This is a genomic window from Streptomyces sp. NPDC085944 (assembly GCF_040686295.1).
Taxonomy (GTDB): domain Bacteria; phylum Actinomycetota; class Actinomycetes; order Streptomycetales; family Streptomycetaceae; genus Streptomyces; species Streptomyces salinarius.
Genome location: NZ_JBFBJX010000009.1, coordinates 269,479 through 286,962 on the forward strand (window position 1 = coordinate 269,479; position 17,484 = coordinate 286,962).

Consider the following 17,484-nt stretch of genomic DNA (forward strand, 5'->3'; position numbering starts at 1 on the left):
CACCCGTGCCGCCCTGCGGCACGATTGCCCGCGGCTGCGGCGCGGGAGCGCACCCCGCGCCTCAGTCCAAATAGCCCCTCAGCTGGTCCGCGTAGGCGTGGTCGCGGAGTTTGTTGAGGGTCTTGGATTCGATCTGGCGGATGCGTTCGCGGGTCACGCCGAAGAGGCGGCCGATCTCCTCCAGGGTGCGGGGGCGGCCGTCGACCAGGCCGTAGCGGAGCTGGACGACCTTGCGTTCGCGTTCGCCGAGGGTGGAGAGCACCGCCTCCAGGTGCTGGCGCAGCAGCAGGAACGCGGCCGACTCGACGGGGCTGGCGGCGTCGCCGTCCTCTATGAGGTCGCCGAGGGCGACGTCCTCCTCCTCGCCGACCGGGGCGTAGAGCGACACCGGCTCCTGGGCCAGGCGCAGCACCTCGCCGACCCGCTCCGGGGGGAGGTCCAGGTGGGCGGCGACCTCCTGCGGGGTCGGCTCGTAGCCGCGTTCCTGGAGCATCCGGCGCTGGACGCGCACGACCCGGTTGATCAGCTCCACGACGTGGACGGGGACGCGGATGGTGCGGGCCTGGTCGGCCAGGGCGCGGGACATGGCCTGGCGGATCCACCAGGTGGCGTAGGTGGAGAACTTGTAGCCGCGGGCGTAGTCGAACTTCTCGACGGCGCGGATCAGGCCCAGGTTCCCCTCCTGGACCAGGTCCAGCATGGTCAGCCCGCGTCCGACGTACCGCTTGGCCACCGACACCACGAGCCGCAGGTTGGCCTCGATCAGGCGGCGCTTGGCGACGCGGCCCATGACGACGAGCCGGTCGAGGTCGAGGGCGAGACGGTCGTCCAGGCCGGGCGTGTGCCGCAGCTTCTCCTCGGCGAACAGGCCGGCCTCCACCCGCCGGGCCAGGTCGACCTCCTCGGCGGCGGAGAGCAGCGGGATCCGGCCGATCTCGCGCAGGTACTGCCGGAACAGATCGGCGGAGGGACCGCCGGACTCCGTTCGGGTGGGCGGCGGCGGCTCGGCGGGCTCCGGGAGGTCCGCGCGGGGCTCCGCGGAGCCGCCGGGGTGCCGCACGGCCGCCCCGGCACCGGGCTGCGCCCGCATCGCGACGAGCGTGACGCGCTCCGCGTCCGGCTCCGCACCGCCGGTACCGGTGTCGGTCTGGGTGAGGGTCTGGGTCTGCACGGGGGCGACCTCCAGGATGGACGCGGCCGGCGGAGGCCGGCGGCGGTACGTCGGGGGCGGAGCCGGCTCACCGGCCGTCGTCCGCCTCGCACGCGTGCACTCAGGTACCGCCCCCAGTGTGGGGTACGACACATCGCCGCCACGAGGGGCGTGCGGTGACTTTTTGCGTCCGGGCCGTGACCGACGGGTTACCGGCGAGTGTTCCGCGGGCCCGTCCTAGAGGGCGGCGGCGCCGTGTTCGCGCAGGTTCTGGTCGTACTGCTGGAGGACCCACAGCTCGTTCTGGACGGCGGCCAGTTCGGCGGGGTCGCCGTGGCCGGAGAGGCGGGCCAGCTTTCCGTTGACGTCACGGACGCGGCGCTCGACGGCGCGGCGCCGCACCCGGACCAGCACTTCCCCCGCATACATTTCGTCCACCGCGCGGCGCATGATCGCCTCGACCGCGAGTTCGGTGACCATGGCCCGGACGGCGTCGTCGGGGGCGGCCTCGCGGACCCGGACCAGGTAGTCCTGCGGGTCCTGGACACCGAACTCGGCGCCGCCCGCCTCCATGATCGCCTCGCGTACGGCGGCGTAGGGCGGGGCGGTGAACTCGTCGACGCCGTACGCGTCGAAGGCCGGGGAGACCAGCTCGGGGCGCTGGAGGGCGAGCTTGAGCAGCTCGCGTTCGGTGGCGAAGACCGGGTTGCGGAGGTTGAGGGCCGGGCCCCGGGGCGTGGCCGTCACGGGTCCGGCCTGCTGCTGCGGGCCGCCGCGCTGCCGCTGGTCGGGGGCGGGGCCCTTGCCGCCGCGGTCGCGGGCCCAGCGGGCGAGCTGGGCGATCCGCTTGACCACGAACTGGGTGTCGAGGATGCCGAGCATGCCGGCGAGCTGCACGGCGACCTCGTGCTGGGCGCCGCTGTTCTTGATCCGGGCGACGACCGGCGCGGCCTCGTCCAGGGCGGCGGCGCGACCCGCGGGGGTGTCCAGGTCGTAGCGGGCCACGATCTGGCGCAGCGCGAACTCGAAGAGCGGGGTGCGCGGCTCGACCAGGTCGGCGACGGCGTCGTCGCCCTTGGCCAGGCGCAGGTCGCAGGGGTCCATGCCGTCGGGGGCGATGGCGATGTAGGTCTCGGCGGCGAACTTCTGGTCGTCCTCGAAGGCGCGCAGGGCCGCCTTCTGTCCGGCCGCGTCGCCGTCGAAGGTGAAGATGACGCGGGCCGAACCGTTGTCCATGAGGAGGCGGCGCAGGATCTTGATGTGGTCGCCGCCGAAGGCGGTGCCGCAGGTCGCGATGGCGGTGGTGACGCCCGCGAGGTGGCAGGCCATGACGTCGGTGTAGCCCTCGACGACGACGGCGCGGGACGCCTTCGCGATGTCCTTCTTGGCGAGGTCGATGCCGTAGAGGACCTGGGACTTCTTGTAGATCGCGGTCTCGGGGGTGTTCAGGTACTTCGGGCCGTTGTCCGCCTCGTAGAGCTTGCGGGCGCCGAAGCCGACGACGTCGCCGCCGATGTCGCGGATGGGCCACATCAGCCGGCCGCGGAAGCGGTCGATGGGGCCGCGGCGGCCCTCCTGGGAGAGGCCGGAGAGCAGCAGCTCCTTGTCGCTGAAGCCCTTGCCGCGCAGGAAGCGGGTGAGGTGGTCCCAGCCCTGGGGGCTGTAGCCGACTCCGAAGTGCTCGGCGGCGGCCTGGTCGAAGCCGCGGTCGGCGAGGAAGGCGCGGCCGGTGTCCGCCTCGGGGCCGGTCGCGAGCTGTTCCGCGTACCACTGGGCGGCGATCTTGTGGGCCTCGACCAGGCGGATGCGCTCACCGCGCTGGTGGGAGGGGTTGTACCCGCCCTCCTCGTACCGCAGGGTGATGCCGGCCTGGCCGGCCAGGCGCTCGACCGCCTCGGAGAAGGTGAGGTGGTCGATCTTCATCACGAACGTGATGGTGTCGCCGCCCTCCTGGCAGCCGAAGCAGTGGAAGAACCCCTTGCTCGGACTGACCTGGAAGGACGGCGACTTCTCGTCGTGGAAGGGGCACAGCCCCTTCAGGTTGCCGCCCCCGGCGTTGCGCAGCTGGAGGTACTCCGAGACGACGGCGTCGATCGGGACCGCGTCCCGTACCGCCTTCACGTCCTCGTCGTTGATCCGTCCTGCCACGCGTGAAGTCTACGGGGCGGCACCGACATGTCCGGGCCCGGCCGGACGGGCTTCGCACGGAGGTGCGCCCCGCCGCGCAGCGGCTGTCCGACGCGGCACCCCCGGGGCTCGGCCGTGGGTCCGGGGGTTGCCCCCGGAAACTGGGGTCGGGGGAGCACTGACAGCTAGGCGACGAGGCTCTCGAGTGATACGTGCGGGTTCGCCAGCGCCTCCGTGTCCACCTGCTTCTTCGAGCGGATCAGCTGCTGGATCGGCTCCGTGACGTCCCACACGTTGACGTTCATCCCGGCCAGCACGCGGCCCTCCTTGACCCAGAAGGCGATGAACTCGCGCTTCGCCGCGTCCCCGCGGATCACCACCTGGTCGTAGGACCCGGCGGGGGCCCAGCCGGAGTACTCCATGCCCAGGTCGTACTGGTCGGTGAAGAAGTAGGGCACGCGGTCGTGGGCGAGGCCCTTGCCGAGCATCGCGCGGGCGGCGGCCGGGCCGCCGTTGAGGGCGTTGGCCCAGTGCTCCACGCGCAGCCGGGTGTCGAAGAGGGCGTGGTGGAAGGAGGCGACGTCACCGGCCGCGTGGATGTCGGGGTCGGAGGTGCGCAGGTTCGCGTCGACGACGATGCCGCCGCCGGCCGCGCGGTCGGCGATCTCCAGCCCGGCCGCCTGGGCGAGCGCGGTGCGCGGGGCGGCGCCGATCGCGGCGAGCACGTCGTGGGCGGGGTGCTCCTCGTCGTCGTCGGTGCGGGCGGCCAGCACCATGCCGTCCTGGCCGACGATCTCGGTCAGCCTGACGCCGAAGCGGAAGCGGACGCCGTGCGCCTCGTGCAGCTCCGCGAAGACGGAGCCCAGCTCGGGGCCGAGGACGCCGTGCAGCGGGGTGGGGGCCGGCTCGATCACGGTGACCTCCGCCCCGTACTCGCGGGCCGCCGCCGCGACCTCCAGGCCGATCCAGCCCGCGCCGGCGACCACGAGGTGTCCGTTGTCCCGGCCCAGCGAGGTGAGGACGCCCTTGAGCCGCTCGGCGTGGGCGAGGCGGCGCAGGTGGTGGACGCCCGCCAGGTCGGTGCCGGGGACGTCGAGGCGGCGGGGCTCGGCGCCGGTCGCCAGGAGCAGCTTGTCGTACCTGACGTGGGTGCCGTCGTCGCCGTAGTGGACGGTCTTCGCGGCGCGGTCGATCGCGACGACGGTCTGGCCGAGGTGCAGCTCGATGTCGTGCCGGGCGTACCAGGCGGGCTCGTGCACGAAGACGCTGTCGCGCTCCTTCTTGCCCAGCAGGTAGCCCTTGGACAGCGGCGGGCGCTCGTAGGGGTGGTCGCGCTCGTCGCAGATGAGGATCACCCGGCCGGTGAAGCCCTCCGTACGGAGCGTCTCGGCCGCCTTCGCGCCCGCCAGGCCGCCTCCGACGATGACGAATGTCTGATCCGCGTCGACCACTTGTCTGCCTCCTCGTCAGGGTGCCGCCACATGCGAGCGTCCCGCACGTGGCGTGGTGCGGGAAGGGGGAAGGACCCGTTCAGGCCACGGCCTGCCGCGTTCCGACCGCCCGAGCACCGCGTCCTACCGCGTTTCGGGCGCCCGGGGCGCCGCCGGGTCGCACCCGTCCCGCCGCCAGTCTCATGGATGCCCCGTCAGACGGGCGTGAAGCGAGCGGGCCGAGGCGTCGGTGAGGGAGGCGATCTGGTCGACGATCACCCGTTTGCGGGCCCGGTCGTCGCCGGCCCGGTCGAACAGGGCACGGAACTGGGGGTCGAGCCCGTCCGGCGCGCGGGCGGTCAGCGCCTCGGCCAGTTCCGCGACGACGATCCGCTGGTCGGCGCGGAGCCGCTCCTGCTCGGTGCGTTGCATGACGTACCGGACGGCGACCGCCTTGAGGACGGCGCACTCCATGCGGGTCGCGCGGGGGACGACCAGCTCGGCGGTGTACCGGGTGAGCCGACCGCCCCCGTACGCGGCCCGGGTGGCGGCCTCGGCGGCCAGGCAGAAGCGGCCGATGAGCTGGCTGGTGGCGTCCTTGAGGCGGGCCTGGGCGACGGCGGAGCCGTCGTAGCCGTGCGGCCACCAGTCCTGGGCGAGGAGCCGGTCGAGGGCGGCGGCGAGTTCTGCGTGGTCGGTGCCGGTCGGGACGTACCGTCCGACGGCCGCGTCGAACACCGCCTCGCGCTCGGGGTCGGCGAGCAGGCAGTTCGGGTCGATGTGACCGGCGTGCAGGCCGTCCTCGACGTCGTGCACGGAGTACGCCACGTCGTCGGCCCAGTCCATGACCTGGGCCTCGAAGCAGGTGCGGGCGCCGGGGGCGTCCTGGCGGAGCCACTCGAAGACGGGCCGGTCGTCGTCGTACACGCCGAATTTGGGCGAGGCCGGGTCGGTGGGGTGGCCGCCGCGCGGCCAGGGGTACTTGGTGGCGGCGTCGAGCGTGGCGCGGGTGAGGTTGAGGCCGACGGAGCCGGTCTCGGTGAACCGCTTGGGCTCGATGCGGGTGAGGAGGCGCAGGGACTGCGCGTTGCCCTCGAAGCCGCCGCAGTCCTCGGCGAACGCGTTGAGCGCCTGCTCGCCGTTGTGCCCGAAGGGCGGGTGGCCCAGGTCGTGCGCGAGGCAGGCCGCCTCGACGAGGTCGGGGTCGCAGCCGAGGGCGGCGCCCAGCTCCCGGCCGACCTGGGCGCACTCCAGGGAGTGCGTGAGGCGGGTGCGGGGGCTGGCGTCCCAGACGGGGCTGCCCTCCCCCGGCGCGACGACCTGCGTCTTGCCGGCGAGGCGGCGCAGCGCGGCGGAGTGCAGGATGCGGGCGCGGTCGCGTTGGAAGGCGGTGCGGCCGGGGCGTTTGTCGGGTTCGGGGGCGTAGCGGGCGGCTGACGCCGGGTCGTAGGGGGGTGCGGTGCGGGTGCCTTCCATGTCATGAACAGTAAGGGGAAGGTGTGACAGTTGGGGGCCTACTCGCCTGCCGGGTGGGGGCCTACTCGTCTGCCGGGTGGGGGCCTACTCGTCTGCCGGGTTCGGTCGTCGCGCGGCCGCGGGCCGGTCGTGGCTTGTCGCGCAGTTCCCCGCGCCCCTAGGGGGTTGCCAGCGCCCTGCGTTTCATGGCGCCGTTCGTCATCAGCGTTTCGTCGTAGCGGTGGAGCAGCAGGTGGGCCATCGCCGGGTGGGTGCCCAGGGGCTTGGAGGCGATCCACGGGGCCCCTGCCGCGCACTGGGTCGCGAAGCGGCCCGGGGCGGTGAAGCAGGAGGCGACGGCCACCCTGCGGTAGCCCCGGGCGGTCAGCGTGCGTACCGCCTCCCCGACCGTCGGGGTCGCCGCCGAGGCGTACGCGGGGGCGACCGGGACGCCGAGGCGGGCGGCGAGGAGCGCTGCCGTGCGGGCCGTGTCCGCGCGTGACTCCGGGTCCCGGGAGCCCGCCGAGGCGAGGACGACGGCGTGGTCCGGGCCCGGGTGGGTGGGCCAGCCGGCCTCCAGGAGGCGGGCGTGCAGGGCGTCCACCAGGAGGGGGTGCGGGCCGAGCGGCGCGGCCTGGCGGGTGCGGGCCGGGGAGGCCGCGGCCATCCCCGGGATGTCCCGTTTGACGTGGTAGCCGCGGCTGAGCAGGAGGGGGACGAGGACCGCCGACCCGTCACCGAGGGCGGTGAGCGTGTCCGGCAGCAGGGGCTCGTTCAGCTCGACGTGGCCGAGGCGCACCGGCAGGGCGGGGCGCAGGGCGCGGACCCGGTCGAGGAGGGCCCGTACGGTGCCGAGCGCGCGCGGGTCGCGGCTGCCGTGGGCGACGACGACCAGGGCGGGAGTGCCGCCGGTGGCCGCCGTGGTCCTGCTGCTCGTCACTGTCGTCGCCGTCATGGAACGAGGGTGACGGCCGGAGATTGCCTCCCCGTTGCGTGGATGTCACGGGGATTTTCCGTCGGTTCACACGGCGCCGGGCCGTCCGTGTGAGCGGGCGGCGAACCGGACGGACTCCCCGGGCGTCCCTGGTGGCAGGAACCGACCGGGGAGGGGACCGCCCGCATGCGCCGCCCGAGACTTCGCAGACCGCGCCTGCCGCGCACCCGGAAGGGACAGCGGCGGCTGGTGCGGGTGGTGGTGGCCGGGTGTGTGCTGGCGCTGCTGCCGAGCGCGTGGCTGCACGTCGTGACGGACGACCGGCTGCGTACCGTCGCCGACGTGCCGCGCACCGAGGTCGCCGTCGTCTTCGGCGCCGGGCTGTGGGACGGGGAGCCGTCGCCGTACCTCGCGCACCGGCTGGACGCGGCGGCGCAGCTGTACCGGGCGGGGCGGATCGCGGTGGTGCTGGTGACCGGGGACAACAGCCGCGAGGAGTACGACGAGCCGGACGCCATGCGCGCCTACCTGGTCCGGCACGGGGTGCCCGACGGGCGGATCGTCAGCGACTACGCGGGGTTCGACACCTGGGACTCCTGCGTCCGCGCGAAGAAGATCTTCGGCGTCGACCGGGCCGTGCTGATCAGCCAGGGCTTCCACATCCGCCGGGCGGTCGCACTGTGCCAGGCGGCGGGGGTGGCGTCGTACGGCGTCGGGGTCGCCGACGAGCACGACGTGACCTGGTACTACGGCGGCGCCCGGGAGATCCTCGCCGCGGGCAAGGCGGCACTGGACGCGGTCTTCGAGCCGGACCCGCACTTCCTCGGACCGCGGGAGCCGGGGGTGGCGCGGGCGCTCGCCGACGCGGGATGAGCCGCCCCTCACGGTGCCCCGAGGGCGGCGGGGAGGTCGCCGTCCCCGCGGTGTAACAGAGCGCCGCCCGGTCGCGTAACACACAAGCCGCAGGCTGACCGGTATGCAGAGCACCGGCCCGCGGAACCCCGCCACCACCCCCACGCACTGCCCGTACTGCGCCCTGCAGTGCGGGATGAACCTGACGCCCGTCGAGGGCGGGACCGTCGAGGTGTCCGAGCGGACGGACTTCCCGGTGAACCGGGGCGCGCTGTGCGGCAAGGGGCGTACGGCGGCAGCGGTGCTGGCGCCGGGGGCGCGGCTGACCTCGCCGCTGGTGCGCTCGGGCGACGGCGCGCTGGTGCCGGCCGGCTGGGACGAGGCGCTGGACCGGATCGCCCGGAACCTGGAGCGCACGCGGGCGGAGTACGGCGCGGACGCGCTCGGGGTGTTCGGCGGGGGCGGGCTGACCAACGAGAAGGCGTACGCGCTGGGCAAGTTCGCCCGGGTGGTGCTGGGCACCTCGCAGATCGACTACAACGGGCGGTTCTGCATGTCGTCGGCGGCGGCGGCCGGAACACGGGCGTTCGGGCTCGACCGGGGGCTGCCGTTCCCGCTGGAGGACATCCCGCGGACCGGGTGCGTGATCCTCGTCGGGTCGAACCCGGCGGAGACGATGCCGCCGTCCCTGCGCTACTTCACCGAACTGCGGGAGAACGGCGGCACGCTGATCGTCGTCGACCCGCGCCGCACGCGGACCGCCGAGCACGCCGACCTGCATCTCGCTCCCCGGCCCGGCACCGACCTCGCCCTCGCGCTCGGCATGCTGCACCTGGTGGTCGCCGAGGGGCGGGTCGACCGGGCGTACGTCGAGGAGCGCACGTCCGGCTGGGAGGAGGCGCGGGCGGCGGCGATGGCGCACTGGCCGGAGCACGTGGAGCGGATCACGGGGGTGTCCGTTCCCGAACTGCGGGAAGCCGTACGGCTGTTCTGTGCGCCCGAGGCGGCGATGGTGCTCACGGCGCGCGGGCCCGAGCAGCAGGCCAAGGGCACGGACACGGTGGGCGCGTGGATCAACCTGTGCCTGGCGACCGGGCGGGCCGGGCGGCCCCGGTCCGGGTACGGCTGTCTGACCGGGCAGGGCAACGGGCAGGGCGGGCGCGAACACGGGCAGAAGGCCGACCAGTTGCCGGGCTACCGCAAGCTGACCGACCCGGCGGCGCGGCGGCACGTGGCCGAGGTGTGGGGCGTGGACCCCGACGCGCTGCCGGGGCCGGGGCGCAGCGCGTACGAGCTGCTGGACGCGCTGGGCACGGACGTCAGGTCGCTGCTGGTGATGGGGTCCAACCCGGTGGTGTCCGCGCCCCGGGCCGCGCACGTCGAGGGGCGGTTGCGGTCGCTGGACTTCCTGGCGGTGTGCGACGTGGTGCTCTCCGAGACGGCGGAACTCGCGGACGTCGTCCTGCCGGTGACCCAGTGGGCGGAGGAGACGGGGACCACGACGAGCCTGGAGGGCCGGGTGCTGCTGCGGCGGCGCGCGATCACACCGCCGGACGGGGTGCGCGGCGATCTGGAGGTGCTGCACAAGCTGGCCGGGCGGCTCGGCGTGGAGAAGGGGTTCCCGACCGATCCCGAGGAGGTCTTCGAGGAACTGCGGCGGGCGAGCGCGGGCGGCCCGGCGGACTACTCCGGGATCGACTACCGGCGGCTGGCGGAGGAGAACGGCGTCTTCTGGCCCTGCCCGGCGCAACCGGCGGCCGACGACACGCACACTGCCGCCACCGGCACCGGCACCGGACCCGGCAGGGACACCCGAACCGGCACCGGCACCGCCACGGGCAGCGGCAGCACGGGCACCGACAGCGACAGCGACGCGGACGTCGGCACCGGCCTCCGCGCCGCGCCCCACCCCGGTACCCCGCGCCTCTTCCTCGACCGCTTCGCCACCGACGACGGGCGGGCCCGCTTCGTGCCCGTGACGCACCGGCCGAGCGCCGAGGAACCGGACGACGAGTACCCCGTGCTGCTGACCACCGGGCGGGTCGTGTCGCAGTACCAGTCCGGGGCGCAGACCCGGCGGGTGGCCGAGCTGAACGCCGCCGCGCCGGGCCCGTTCGTGGAGCTGCACCCGCGGCTCGCGGCACGGCTGGGGGCGGCCGAGGGCGACCCGCTGGCGGTCGTGTCCCGGCGGGGGCGGGCGGTGGCACCGGCCCGCATCACCACCGGCATCCGGCCCGACACCGTGTTCATGCCCTTCCACTGGCCCGGCGAGGGCCGCGCCAACACCCTGACCAACCCGGCCCTGGACCCGACCTCGCGGATGCCGGAGTTCAAGGTGTGCGCGGTACGGGTGGAAACGGTGACGTCCTAGCGGCGTCAGCCTCTTCTCCCATGATCTCCAGCGGGCGCCTGCGCCGCCACCCTGAGCGCGGCCGGTGACCTGTACGGCACCGACAGCGCCGAGTACGCCGCGGTGGGCGCGGCGTGGAGCGCGGTGAACGTGGGCTGACGACGACGGCTCGCACCCGCGCTCGCCTACCCTTGCGGCGGGGCCGCGGCACGGACCGCGGCCCCGCCGTGGCGAACGAGCGGGAGAGGGAGCGGGAGCGATGAGCCTGAGGCAGTTCGAGTACGCCCTGGCCGTCGCCGAGGAGGGCTCGGTGACGGCCGCGGCCGAGGCGCTGCGCGTCGCCCAGCCCTCGGTGTCCCAGCAGATCCGCGGCCTGGAGCGGGACCTCGGCGTGGAGCTGTTCTCCCGCACCCCGACCGGTCTGGTGCCCACCGTGGCCGGCCGCGCCTTCCTGCGGGACGCGGAGATCGCGGTGAACGCGGCGCGCCGGGCGCGGGCGACGGCGCGGGCCGGCTCCGAGGAGCTGGCCGGAGAGCTGGTGGTCGCGGTGCAGATGGGCCTGGGCACGCGGCAGCTGCCGGGCGCCCTGAGCGCGCTGCGCCGCCGCTTCCCGCGCCTTGAGGTCACCGTCTTCGAGGAGCCGAACCCGACCGAGCTGGAGCGGCTGGCCCGCGGCGGCGTGCTGGACCTCGCCATCATGGCCGGACCGTGCGAGGAAGGCCTGTACGACGGCCACCACCTCGGTGACGAGGAGTTCGTCGTGGTGCTGGCGGCCGGGCACCCGCAGCTCGCCGCGGACCGGGTCGCGCTGCGGGACCTGGAGCAGGAGCCCTGGGTGCGGTTCGACCCGGCCAGCGCGCTCGACGGCGTCCTGGTGGAGGTGCTCAGGGAGAACGGGCTGGCCCCGACCACCGTCGCCCGGGTCTCCCAGACGGCGACGGCCGTGCGCTGGGCGGCCCACGGCCTCGGGGTGACCTTCGTCCCGGCCTCCGCGGTGCCCCCCGGCCACGAGCACCTGGTGCGCCCGGTGTCCCCGGCCGTGTCCCAGCCCGTGGTCGCCGCGGTCCGGCCCGGCGCGGGCCCGGCGGAGACGGCGCTGCTGGAGTTCCTGCGCCAGGAGACCTGGTACCGGTTCGCTCAGAGCTGGGTGGCGCCACCGTCCACGGCCAGCTCGGCGCCGGTCGTGTAGGTGGCGTCGAAGGCGAGGAAGGCGGCGGCCCGGGCTATCTCCCCGGGGGTGCCGAAGCGCCGCATGGGGTTGTCCGCGACCCGTTCCGCCTTGAACCGCTCGGCCTCCTCGGCGGTCATCGCCGCGTCCAGGGCTCCCGTGTCGACGGGCCCCGGACTGACCGCGTTGACCCGGATGCCGCGAGGCAGCAGCTCGCGGGAGAAGCTGCGGGCCATCGAGCGCAGCGCCGCCTTCCCGGCCGCGTAGACGCTGGTGTCCGCCATGCCGATGACATTGGCGACCGAGGTGGTGAGGACGACGCCGGCGCCCGTGTTCAGCAGCGGGGCGAGCTTCTGCACGGTGAACCAGGCGCCCTTGACGTTGATGTCGAACAGCTCGTCGTACGCCTCCTCGGTCGTCGAGTCGAGCGGCGTGAGGGTCGCGACGCCCGCGTTGACGAACAGGGCGTCGACCGTGCCCAGCTCGGCCTTCACCCGGTCGGTGAGGGCGTCCAGGTCCGGCAGTGAGGCCACGTCGCCCCGGACGGCCACCGCGTTCTCGCCGAGCCGCTCCCGGGCGGCGTCGAGCGTGGCCTGCGAACGGCCGGTGATCACCACCCGGGCCCCGCCGGCCACCAGCAGCTCCGCCATCGCGAAACCCATTCCACTGCCGCCACCCGTGATCACGGCATTCCTGTTGCTGTACATTCTCATTTCCGGGTCCCTTTTCACAGACTTTTCCAGCTTCATTTTTTCGGGGGTCGCCCCGGGAATGTCAGCCCCTGGGATATTCCCCGCCGTCCACGGCGAGGCTGGTCCCGGTCACCCAGCCCGCCCGGTCGGACACGAGGAACAGCACCGCGTGGGCGATGTCGTCGGGCAGGCCGTCGCGCCCCAGCGGGGCGGTGCCGCTCGGGGCCGGACCGGCGTCGAGGCTCGCCCAGTGCTCCCGGGTCTCCTCCCCGCCGGGGGTGGAGGTGCGGCCGGGGCTGACGGTGTTGACCCGGACGCCGGAGGGGGCCAGCGTCGCGGCCAGTCCGGCACTGTAGTTGTCCAGCGCCGCCTTCGCCGCCTGGTAGTGCAGGAACGGGGGTGCCGGGGGCGCGACCGCGGCGGAGGAGATGTGCACGATCGCCCCTGCGCGCCGCTCCCGCATGCCCGGTACCAGCAGGGAGTTCAGCCGGACCGACGCGAGGAGGTTCAGGTTCAGCGTGTCCAGCCACTCCTCGTCGGGGATGACCAGGCCGTCCTTGTGGGGCCGCGCCCCGCCCGCGTTGTGGACCAGGATGTCCACCCCGCCGAGCGCCTCGCGCGCGGCCCCGGCGAGCGCCTCGGCCCCGGCCAGGGTCCGCACGTCCGCCTGCACGAAGCGCGCGCCCTCCGGCGCCGGGCCCGTCGCCGACCTGGCGGTCGTGATCACCTCGGCGCCGGCCTCCAGGAGCCGGCGGACGATCGCCGCTCCGATTCCGCGCGTGCCGCCGGTGACCAGGGCCCGCTTTCCCGCGAGTTCCCTGTTCTCCGACACGTTTTCCGTCACGGCCATGGCGTTTTCCCTTTCACCTTCGCATGATTACCCCCACACGGTAGGTCCGGGAATTGATGGGAGGCAAAGACGAAATTGCAGCGGCTGCCATAGGAAGCTCCTATGGCAGCCGGGCGACGTTTACGCGGCGCTTCACGCGCCGTCGTAGGGCCGCTTCTCCTTCGCCTCCCGCAGGGCGTGCCCCCACCACACCAGTTGGTCGAGCATCGTCTTGGCCGCCGCGTCCGGACCGGACGGGTCCCTGAGCCTGCCCTCGCCGTCGAAGGACGCGCCCGCGTTGTGGAAGGAGACGGTGTCCCGGACGGTGACGGCGTGCAGTTCGGCGAAGACCTGACGCAGGTGCTCCGCGGCCCGCAGGCCGCCGGCCAGGCCGCCGTAGGAGACCAGGCCGACGGGCTTGGCCCGCCATTCGGTGAAGTGCCAGTCGATGACGTTCTTCAGACCCGCCGGGAACGAGTGGTTGTACTCGGGGGTCAGCACGACGAACGCGTCGGCGTCCGCCAGTTTCGGGGTGATCTCCGCCAGCGCGGCGGTCGCTTCCGGGGTCGGGGCGAGGGTGGTGGGCAGGTCGGTCCCGGCGACGTCCACCACCTCGGGGACCAGGTCGTCGTGGGCCCGGAGGTGGTCCAGGAGCCAGTCGGCGACGACGGGGCCGAAGCGGCCGTGGCGGTTGCTGCCGACGAGCAGGGTGACGCGGAGCGGCGCGGTCGTCGTGCTCACGGCGGTCGTGGCGCTCATGGGGTTCATGGTGTTCATGCGGGAGAGCCTGGTACCTCAAGTTTGCTTGAGGTCAAGCCGCGTCGCTCCCGGGCCCGTTCGGAGGCACCGGTCACCCGTTCACACCGCCCGGGGAGCGGACCGGGGCCGGTGCACCTTTCCTCGGTAGGGCAGGGGCCACCGAAGAGCTCAAAGGAGCACCGATGCGACGTACCGCCCGCCTGCTGACCGGTACCGCGCTCGCCGCCGCGGCCGTCGGTCTGACCACCGCGGCCACCGCGGCCCCGGTGTACGCCGGGGATGCCGCCTCCACCGGCGGCCTGACGGTGTATCCGGCCTCGGTCGTGCCGGGCGACCGGGCCGCGGTGACGACCGCGGTGTGCGGAGCGGGCGGCTCGGCGGCGGGTGACGCCAGCGCGGTCGGGGCGGGCGCGTTCCCGCTGGCGCCGGGCAGCGGCGAGGGCGAGGCGACCGGCCACTTCGAGGTGCCGCCGAGCGCGCAGCCGGGGACGTACGAGATCGTCGCGACCTGTGGGGACGACGAGCGGCGGGTGACGGGTGACCTGGTGGTCACGCTGTCCTCGGCCGCCGAGCAGGTGTACCCCAGGGGAAGCGTGAAGACGGGGGTCGGCGGCGCTCTTGGCACCGACCCCGTGCAGACCGCGGCCGGCGTGGCGGCTCTCGCCGTCGCCGCCGCGGGCGGTACCTGGCTCCTGCATCGCCGGGCGAGAGGCGACGGGATCTGACGGGCACCCTCCGCTGCCCGTCCGCCGGTACCGCACTTCCCCACCCCCTCCGGGTCCGACGCCCCTCGCGGCCCGGAGGGGGCCGGGGGTCCCAGGGATCCGAGGGAGAGGGGACGTCATGCGCAGGGTCAAGGACACCGCGATAGCGGCCGTCACCGCGGTCGCCCTCTGCTCGGGCGGATGGCTGCTGCTGGGCGGCTCCCGTCCCGACGCCCCGCCGCAACCGTCGGCCGCGCAGTCCGGCACCACCGGCCGGGCCGGGCACGCCGACCGGGGCGCCGCCGCACCGGCGCTGCCGCCCTCCCCGCCGGACCGGGTCCGCATCCCGGCGATCGGCGTGGACGCCCCGCTGACCGGCCTGGGCCTGACCGGGACGGGCAGTCTGAACGTGCCGCCCGCCGAGAAGAAGAACCTCGCCGGCTGGTACGAGGCCGGCACCACCCCCGGCGAGACGGGCACCGCGATCGTCGCCGGGCACGTCGACAACGCGGAGGGCCCCGCCGTCTTCTACCGCCTCGGTGCCCTGGAGAAGGGCTCGGCGATCGAGATCGACCGGCGCGACGGCGGCGTCGCCGTGTTCACGGTGGACGCGGTGGAGGTCTACGCCGCCGACGCCTTCCCCGACGAGAAGGTCTACGGCGCCGCCGACCGCCCCGAACTGCGGGTCATCACCTGCGGCGGCCCCTACTCACGCAGTACCGGGTACCAGGGCAACGTGGTCGTCTTCGCCCACCTGACCGGGAGCCGGTGACACGTTCAGCACGTGCGCCTTCCCCCACGCGCCGAGCGGCACCAGCGCCTCGTTGAGGGCGACGCCCCGGGCGGTCAGCGAGTACTCCACGCGGGGCGGCACCTCGCCGTACTCCTCGCGGTGCACGATGCCGGCGGCCTCCAGCTCCCGCAGCTGCGCGGCGAGCACCTTCTCGGTGACGCCCGGCAGCGCGCGGCGCAGCGCGCCGAAGCGGTACATGCCCTCGCCGAGGGCCCACAGGATCAGTACCTTCCACTTCCCGCCGATCACGTCCATCGCCGCGTCGACCCCGCAGTGGTACGCCCCCGGCCGCCGTGCCGTCCCCATACCCGTCGCCCCTTCCCTGCCCGCTGCCTGCACGCTTCCGCCCGGGTAACCACCCACTCCGAAGTAGGTACTTGAGCGGTCACCGGCCCGGTCGGAACCTGATCACCATGACTGACAAGACACCCGCCGCCCGTATTCCGCTCACCGTCCTCGGCACCGGTGCCATGGGCACCGCCCTGGTCCGCGCCTGGCTCGCCGCGGGCCACCCCGTGACCGTCTGGAACCGCACCGCCGCCCGCACCGGGACCCTCGCCGCCGAGGGGGCGGCCGTAGCCGCGAGCGCCGCCGAGGCGGTGGCCGCGAGCCGCCTGGTGCTCGTCTGCCTGCTCGACGACGCCTCGGTCGGCGCGGCCCTGGACGGAGCCGACCTGACCGGCCGGGACCTGGTGAACCTCACCACCGGGACGCCCGCCGAGGGCCGCGCCCGCGCCGCGTGGGCGACGGCGCGCCGAGCCCGCTTCCTGGACGGCGGGATCATGGCCGTACCGCCGATGATCGGCTCCCCGGACTCCGGCGGGTACGTCTTCTACAGCGGCTCCCCCGAGCTGTTCGAGGAGCACCGGGACACCCTCGCCGTCCCGGCCGGCACCCGTTACGTGGGCGAGGACGCGGGCTTCGCGGCGCTGCTGAGCGCGATGAGCGGCATGTTCGCGGGCATCATGCACGCCTTCGCGCTGATCGCCCCGGAGGACATCGCCCCGAAGGACTTCGCACCGCTGCTGGTGTCCTGGCTCGGCGCGATGACCGGCTCCGCCCGTCAGGCGGCCGACCAGATCGAGAGCGGCGACTACGGCAAGGGCGTCGTCTCCAACCTCGCGATGCAGGTGGCGGGCAACGCGACGCTGCTGCGCACGGCCGAGGAGCAGGGCGTGAGCCCGGAGCTGCTGACGCCGTACACGGCGCTGACGGAGCGGTGGCTCGCCGAGGGGCACGGGACCGAGGACACGACGGGAGCGATGGAACTCCTGAACCTGCGCCGGACCGCGGCGGACCGTGCCTAGGCCACCCACTGTTCGTACGCCAGGTTCGCCACCAGCGCGAAGACCACCGTCAGCAGGACGACGCGGACGAAGCCGCTGCCCCTCTTGAGGGCGGTGTGGGCGCCGAACATGCCGCCGGCCAGGTTGAAGGCGGCCATCAGGACGGCCAGCTGCCACAGCACCGCGCCCTGCCAGGCGAAGGTGGCGAGGGCGCCCGCGTTGGTGCAGCAGTTGACGATCTTGGCGGTGGCGGAGGCGGTCACCAGGTCCAGGTGGAGCAGGGCGGTGAGGGCCAGGACCAGGAAGGTTCCGGTGCCGGGGCCGACGAGGCCGTCGTAGAAGCCGATGCCGAGGCCCGCGAGACCGATCGCGGCGACGATCTGGCGGCGGGTGGCCGGGCCGGTGGCGGGCGCGGTTCCGAAGGCGGGGCGGAAGATCACGAAGGCGGCGACCGCGAGCAGCACCACCATGATCACCGGTTTCAGGACCTCGGTGCTCATCCCGGCGGCGAAGAAGGCGCCGCCCGAGGACCCGGCCAGCGCCGCCAGGCCGATGCGTACGGCGGTGCGCACGTCCACCGGTGCCTTGCGGGCGTACGTCACCGCCGCGCCGGTGGTGCCGACGATGGCGACCGCCTTGTTGGTGCCGAGCGCGTGGGCGGCCGGGGTGCCGGAGGGCAGGCCGAGCAGGAGCGCGGGCAGCAGCAGGAGGCCGCCGCCGCCGACCACGGCGTCGATCCAGCCGGCCGCGAGTGCGGCGAGGCAGAGCAGGACGACCGTGGTCAGCGATATGTCGGGCATGATCGCGACCTTATGGACGGGATGGATGTGCCGTCCATCGAGATGAGGGACTTCTGAGGTTCCCGCGCACCCGGCCGGGGCCCTCACACGCCCCGGCCGGCCCCGCTGAGGGCAGCGTTCCCCGTGGGAAACAGAGGGGATGCGGCCGGGTAACA

At 74.1% G+C, this 17,484-nt stretch carries 15 protein-coding genes and 2 pseudogenes; 7 read left to right on the plus strand and 10 right to left on the minus strand.

Annotated features, from left to right (window positions below; translation table 11 throughout):
• Positions 1–61: 61 nt before the first annotated feature.
• The 5 genes and pseudogenes from AB0P07_RS20230 to AB0P07_RS20250 all read right to left on the minus strand — a co-directional run bounded on the left by AB0P07_RS20230 (position 62) and on the right by AB0P07_RS20250 (position 7,117).
• Positions 62–1,263, minus strand: a pseudogene (locus tag AB0P07_RS20230) (RNA polymerase sigma factor).
• Positions 1,264–1,387: 124 nt separating this feature from the next.
• Positions 1,388–3,298 carry a DNA primase gene (gene dnaG / locus AB0P07_RS20235; RefSeq protein ID WP_365552403.1) on the minus strand — a complete coding sequence of 637 codons (1,911 nt, stop codon included), beginning with the start codon at positions 3,296–3,298 and terminating at the stop codon, positions 1,388–1,390.
• 164 nt (positions 3,299–3,462) lie between these two features.
• Positions 3,463–4,728, minus strand: a complete 1,266-nt coding sequence (locus AB0P07_RS20240) for an FAD-dependent oxidoreductase (protein ID WP_365552405.1) — start codon at positions 4,726–4,728, stop codon at positions 3,463–3,465.
• A gap of 180 nt (positions 4,729–4,908) precedes the next feature.
• The gene (locus AB0P07_RS20245) at positions 4,909–6,183 is read right to left on the minus strand and encodes a deoxyguanosinetriphosphate triphosphohydrolase (RefSeq protein ID WP_365552406.1); all 1,275 of its coding nucleotides are present in this window, start codon (positions 6,181–6,183) and stop codon (positions 4,909–4,911) included.
• Between the two features lie 157 nt (positions 6,184–6,340).
• Positions 6,341–7,117, minus strand: coding sequence for a sirohydrochlorin chelatase (locus AB0P07_RS20250; protein WP_365552408.1), 777 nt, complete (start codon positions 7,115–7,117; stop codon positions 6,341–6,343).
• Between the two features lie 165 nt (positions 7,118–7,282).
• Here AB0P07_RS20250 and AB0P07_RS20255 point away from each other — a divergent pair, with 165 nt between their 5' ends.
• From AB0P07_RS20255 to AB0P07_RS20270, 4 genes and pseudogenes are all read left to right on the plus strand, one after another.
• On the plus strand, positions 7,283–7,969 hold the full coding sequence (locus tag AB0P07_RS20255; protein WP_365552410.1) for an ElyC/SanA/YdcF family protein: 687 nt from the start codon (positions 7,283–7,285) through the stop codon (positions 7,967–7,969).
• A gap of 103 nt (positions 7,970–8,072) precedes the next feature.
• Positions 8,073–10,319 (plus strand): molybdopterin oxidoreductase family protein, encoded by a 2,247-nt coding sequence (locus AB0P07_RS20260; RefSeq protein WP_365552412.1) that lies wholly within the window; start codon positions 8,073–8,075, stop codon positions 10,317–10,319.
• A 30-nt stretch (positions 10,320–10,349) separates the two neighbouring features.
• Positions 10,350–10,457, plus strand: a pseudogene (locus AB0P07_RS20265) (M4 family metallopeptidase); the annotation flags it as partial.
• 100 nt (positions 10,458–10,557) lie between these two features.
• Complete coding sequence (locus AB0P07_RS20270; RefSeq protein WP_109033033.1) at positions 10,558–11,487, plus strand: LysR family transcriptional regulator; 930 nt, start codon at positions 10,558–10,560, stop codon at positions 11,485–11,487.
• Here AB0P07_RS20270 and AB0P07_RS20275 read toward each other — a convergent pair.
• The 3 genes from AB0P07_RS20275 to AB0P07_RS20285 all read right to left on the minus strand — a co-directional run bounded on the left by AB0P07_RS20275 (position 11,436) and on the right by AB0P07_RS20285 (position 13,746).
• Entirely contained in the window at positions 11,436–12,179 is a 744-nt protein-coding gene (locus AB0P07_RS20275) for an SDR family oxidoreductase (protein ID WP_365552414.1), read from the minus strand. The genes AB0P07_RS20270 and AB0P07_RS20275 overlap by 52 nt on opposite strands.
• A gap of 61 nt (positions 12,180–12,240) precedes the next feature.
• Positions 12,241–13,008 (minus strand): SDR family oxidoreductase, encoded by a 768-nt coding sequence (locus AB0P07_RS20280; RefSeq protein ID WP_365552416.1) that lies wholly within the window; start codon positions 13,006–13,008, stop codon positions 12,241–12,243.
• A 132-nt stretch (positions 13,009–13,140) separates the two neighbouring features.
• On the minus strand, positions 13,141–13,746 hold the full coding sequence (locus AB0P07_RS20285) for an NAD(P)H-dependent oxidoreductase (RefSeq protein ID WP_164279623.1): 606 nt from the start codon (positions 13,744–13,746) through the stop codon (positions 13,141–13,143).
• 182 nt (positions 13,747–13,928) lie between these two features.
• On the opposite strand from AB0P07_RS20285, the gene AB0P07_RS20290 reads away from it, so the two are divergent.
• A complete protein-coding gene (locus AB0P07_RS20290; protein WP_109033029.1) occupies positions 13,929–14,471 on the plus strand; it encodes a hypothetical protein in 543 nt (180 codons plus the stop codon).
• Between the two features lie 118 nt (positions 14,472–14,589).
• Positions 14,590–15,222, plus strand: a complete 633-nt coding sequence (locus tag AB0P07_RS20295) for a class F sortase (protein ID WP_365552419.1) — start codon at positions 14,590–14,592, stop codon at positions 15,220–15,222.
• Here the strand turns inward: AB0P07_RS20295 and AB0P07_RS20300 are convergent.
• Positions 15,160–15,549, minus strand: a complete 390-nt coding sequence (locus AB0P07_RS20300) for a helix-turn-helix domain-containing protein (RefSeq protein ID WP_109033027.1) — start codon at positions 15,547–15,549, stop codon at positions 15,160–15,162. The genes AB0P07_RS20295 and AB0P07_RS20300 overlap by 63 nt on opposite strands.
• A gap of 107 nt (positions 15,550–15,656) precedes the next feature.
• Here AB0P07_RS20300 and AB0P07_RS20305 point away from each other — a divergent pair, with 107 nt between their 5' ends.
• Positions 15,657–16,550: an NAD(P)-binding domain-containing protein gene (locus AB0P07_RS20305; protein WP_365552421.1), complete on the plus strand. Its 894-nt coding sequence runs from the start codon at positions 15,657–15,659 to the stop codon at positions 16,548–16,550.
• Here the strand turns inward: AB0P07_RS20305 and AB0P07_RS20310 are convergent.
• Positions 16,547–17,329, minus strand: coding sequence for a TSUP family transporter (locus AB0P07_RS20310; RefSeq protein ID WP_365552423.1), 783 nt, complete (start codon positions 17,327–17,329; stop codon positions 16,547–16,549). The genes AB0P07_RS20305 and AB0P07_RS20310 overlap by 4 nt on opposite strands.
• Positions 17,330–17,484 lie beyond the last annotated feature (155 nt).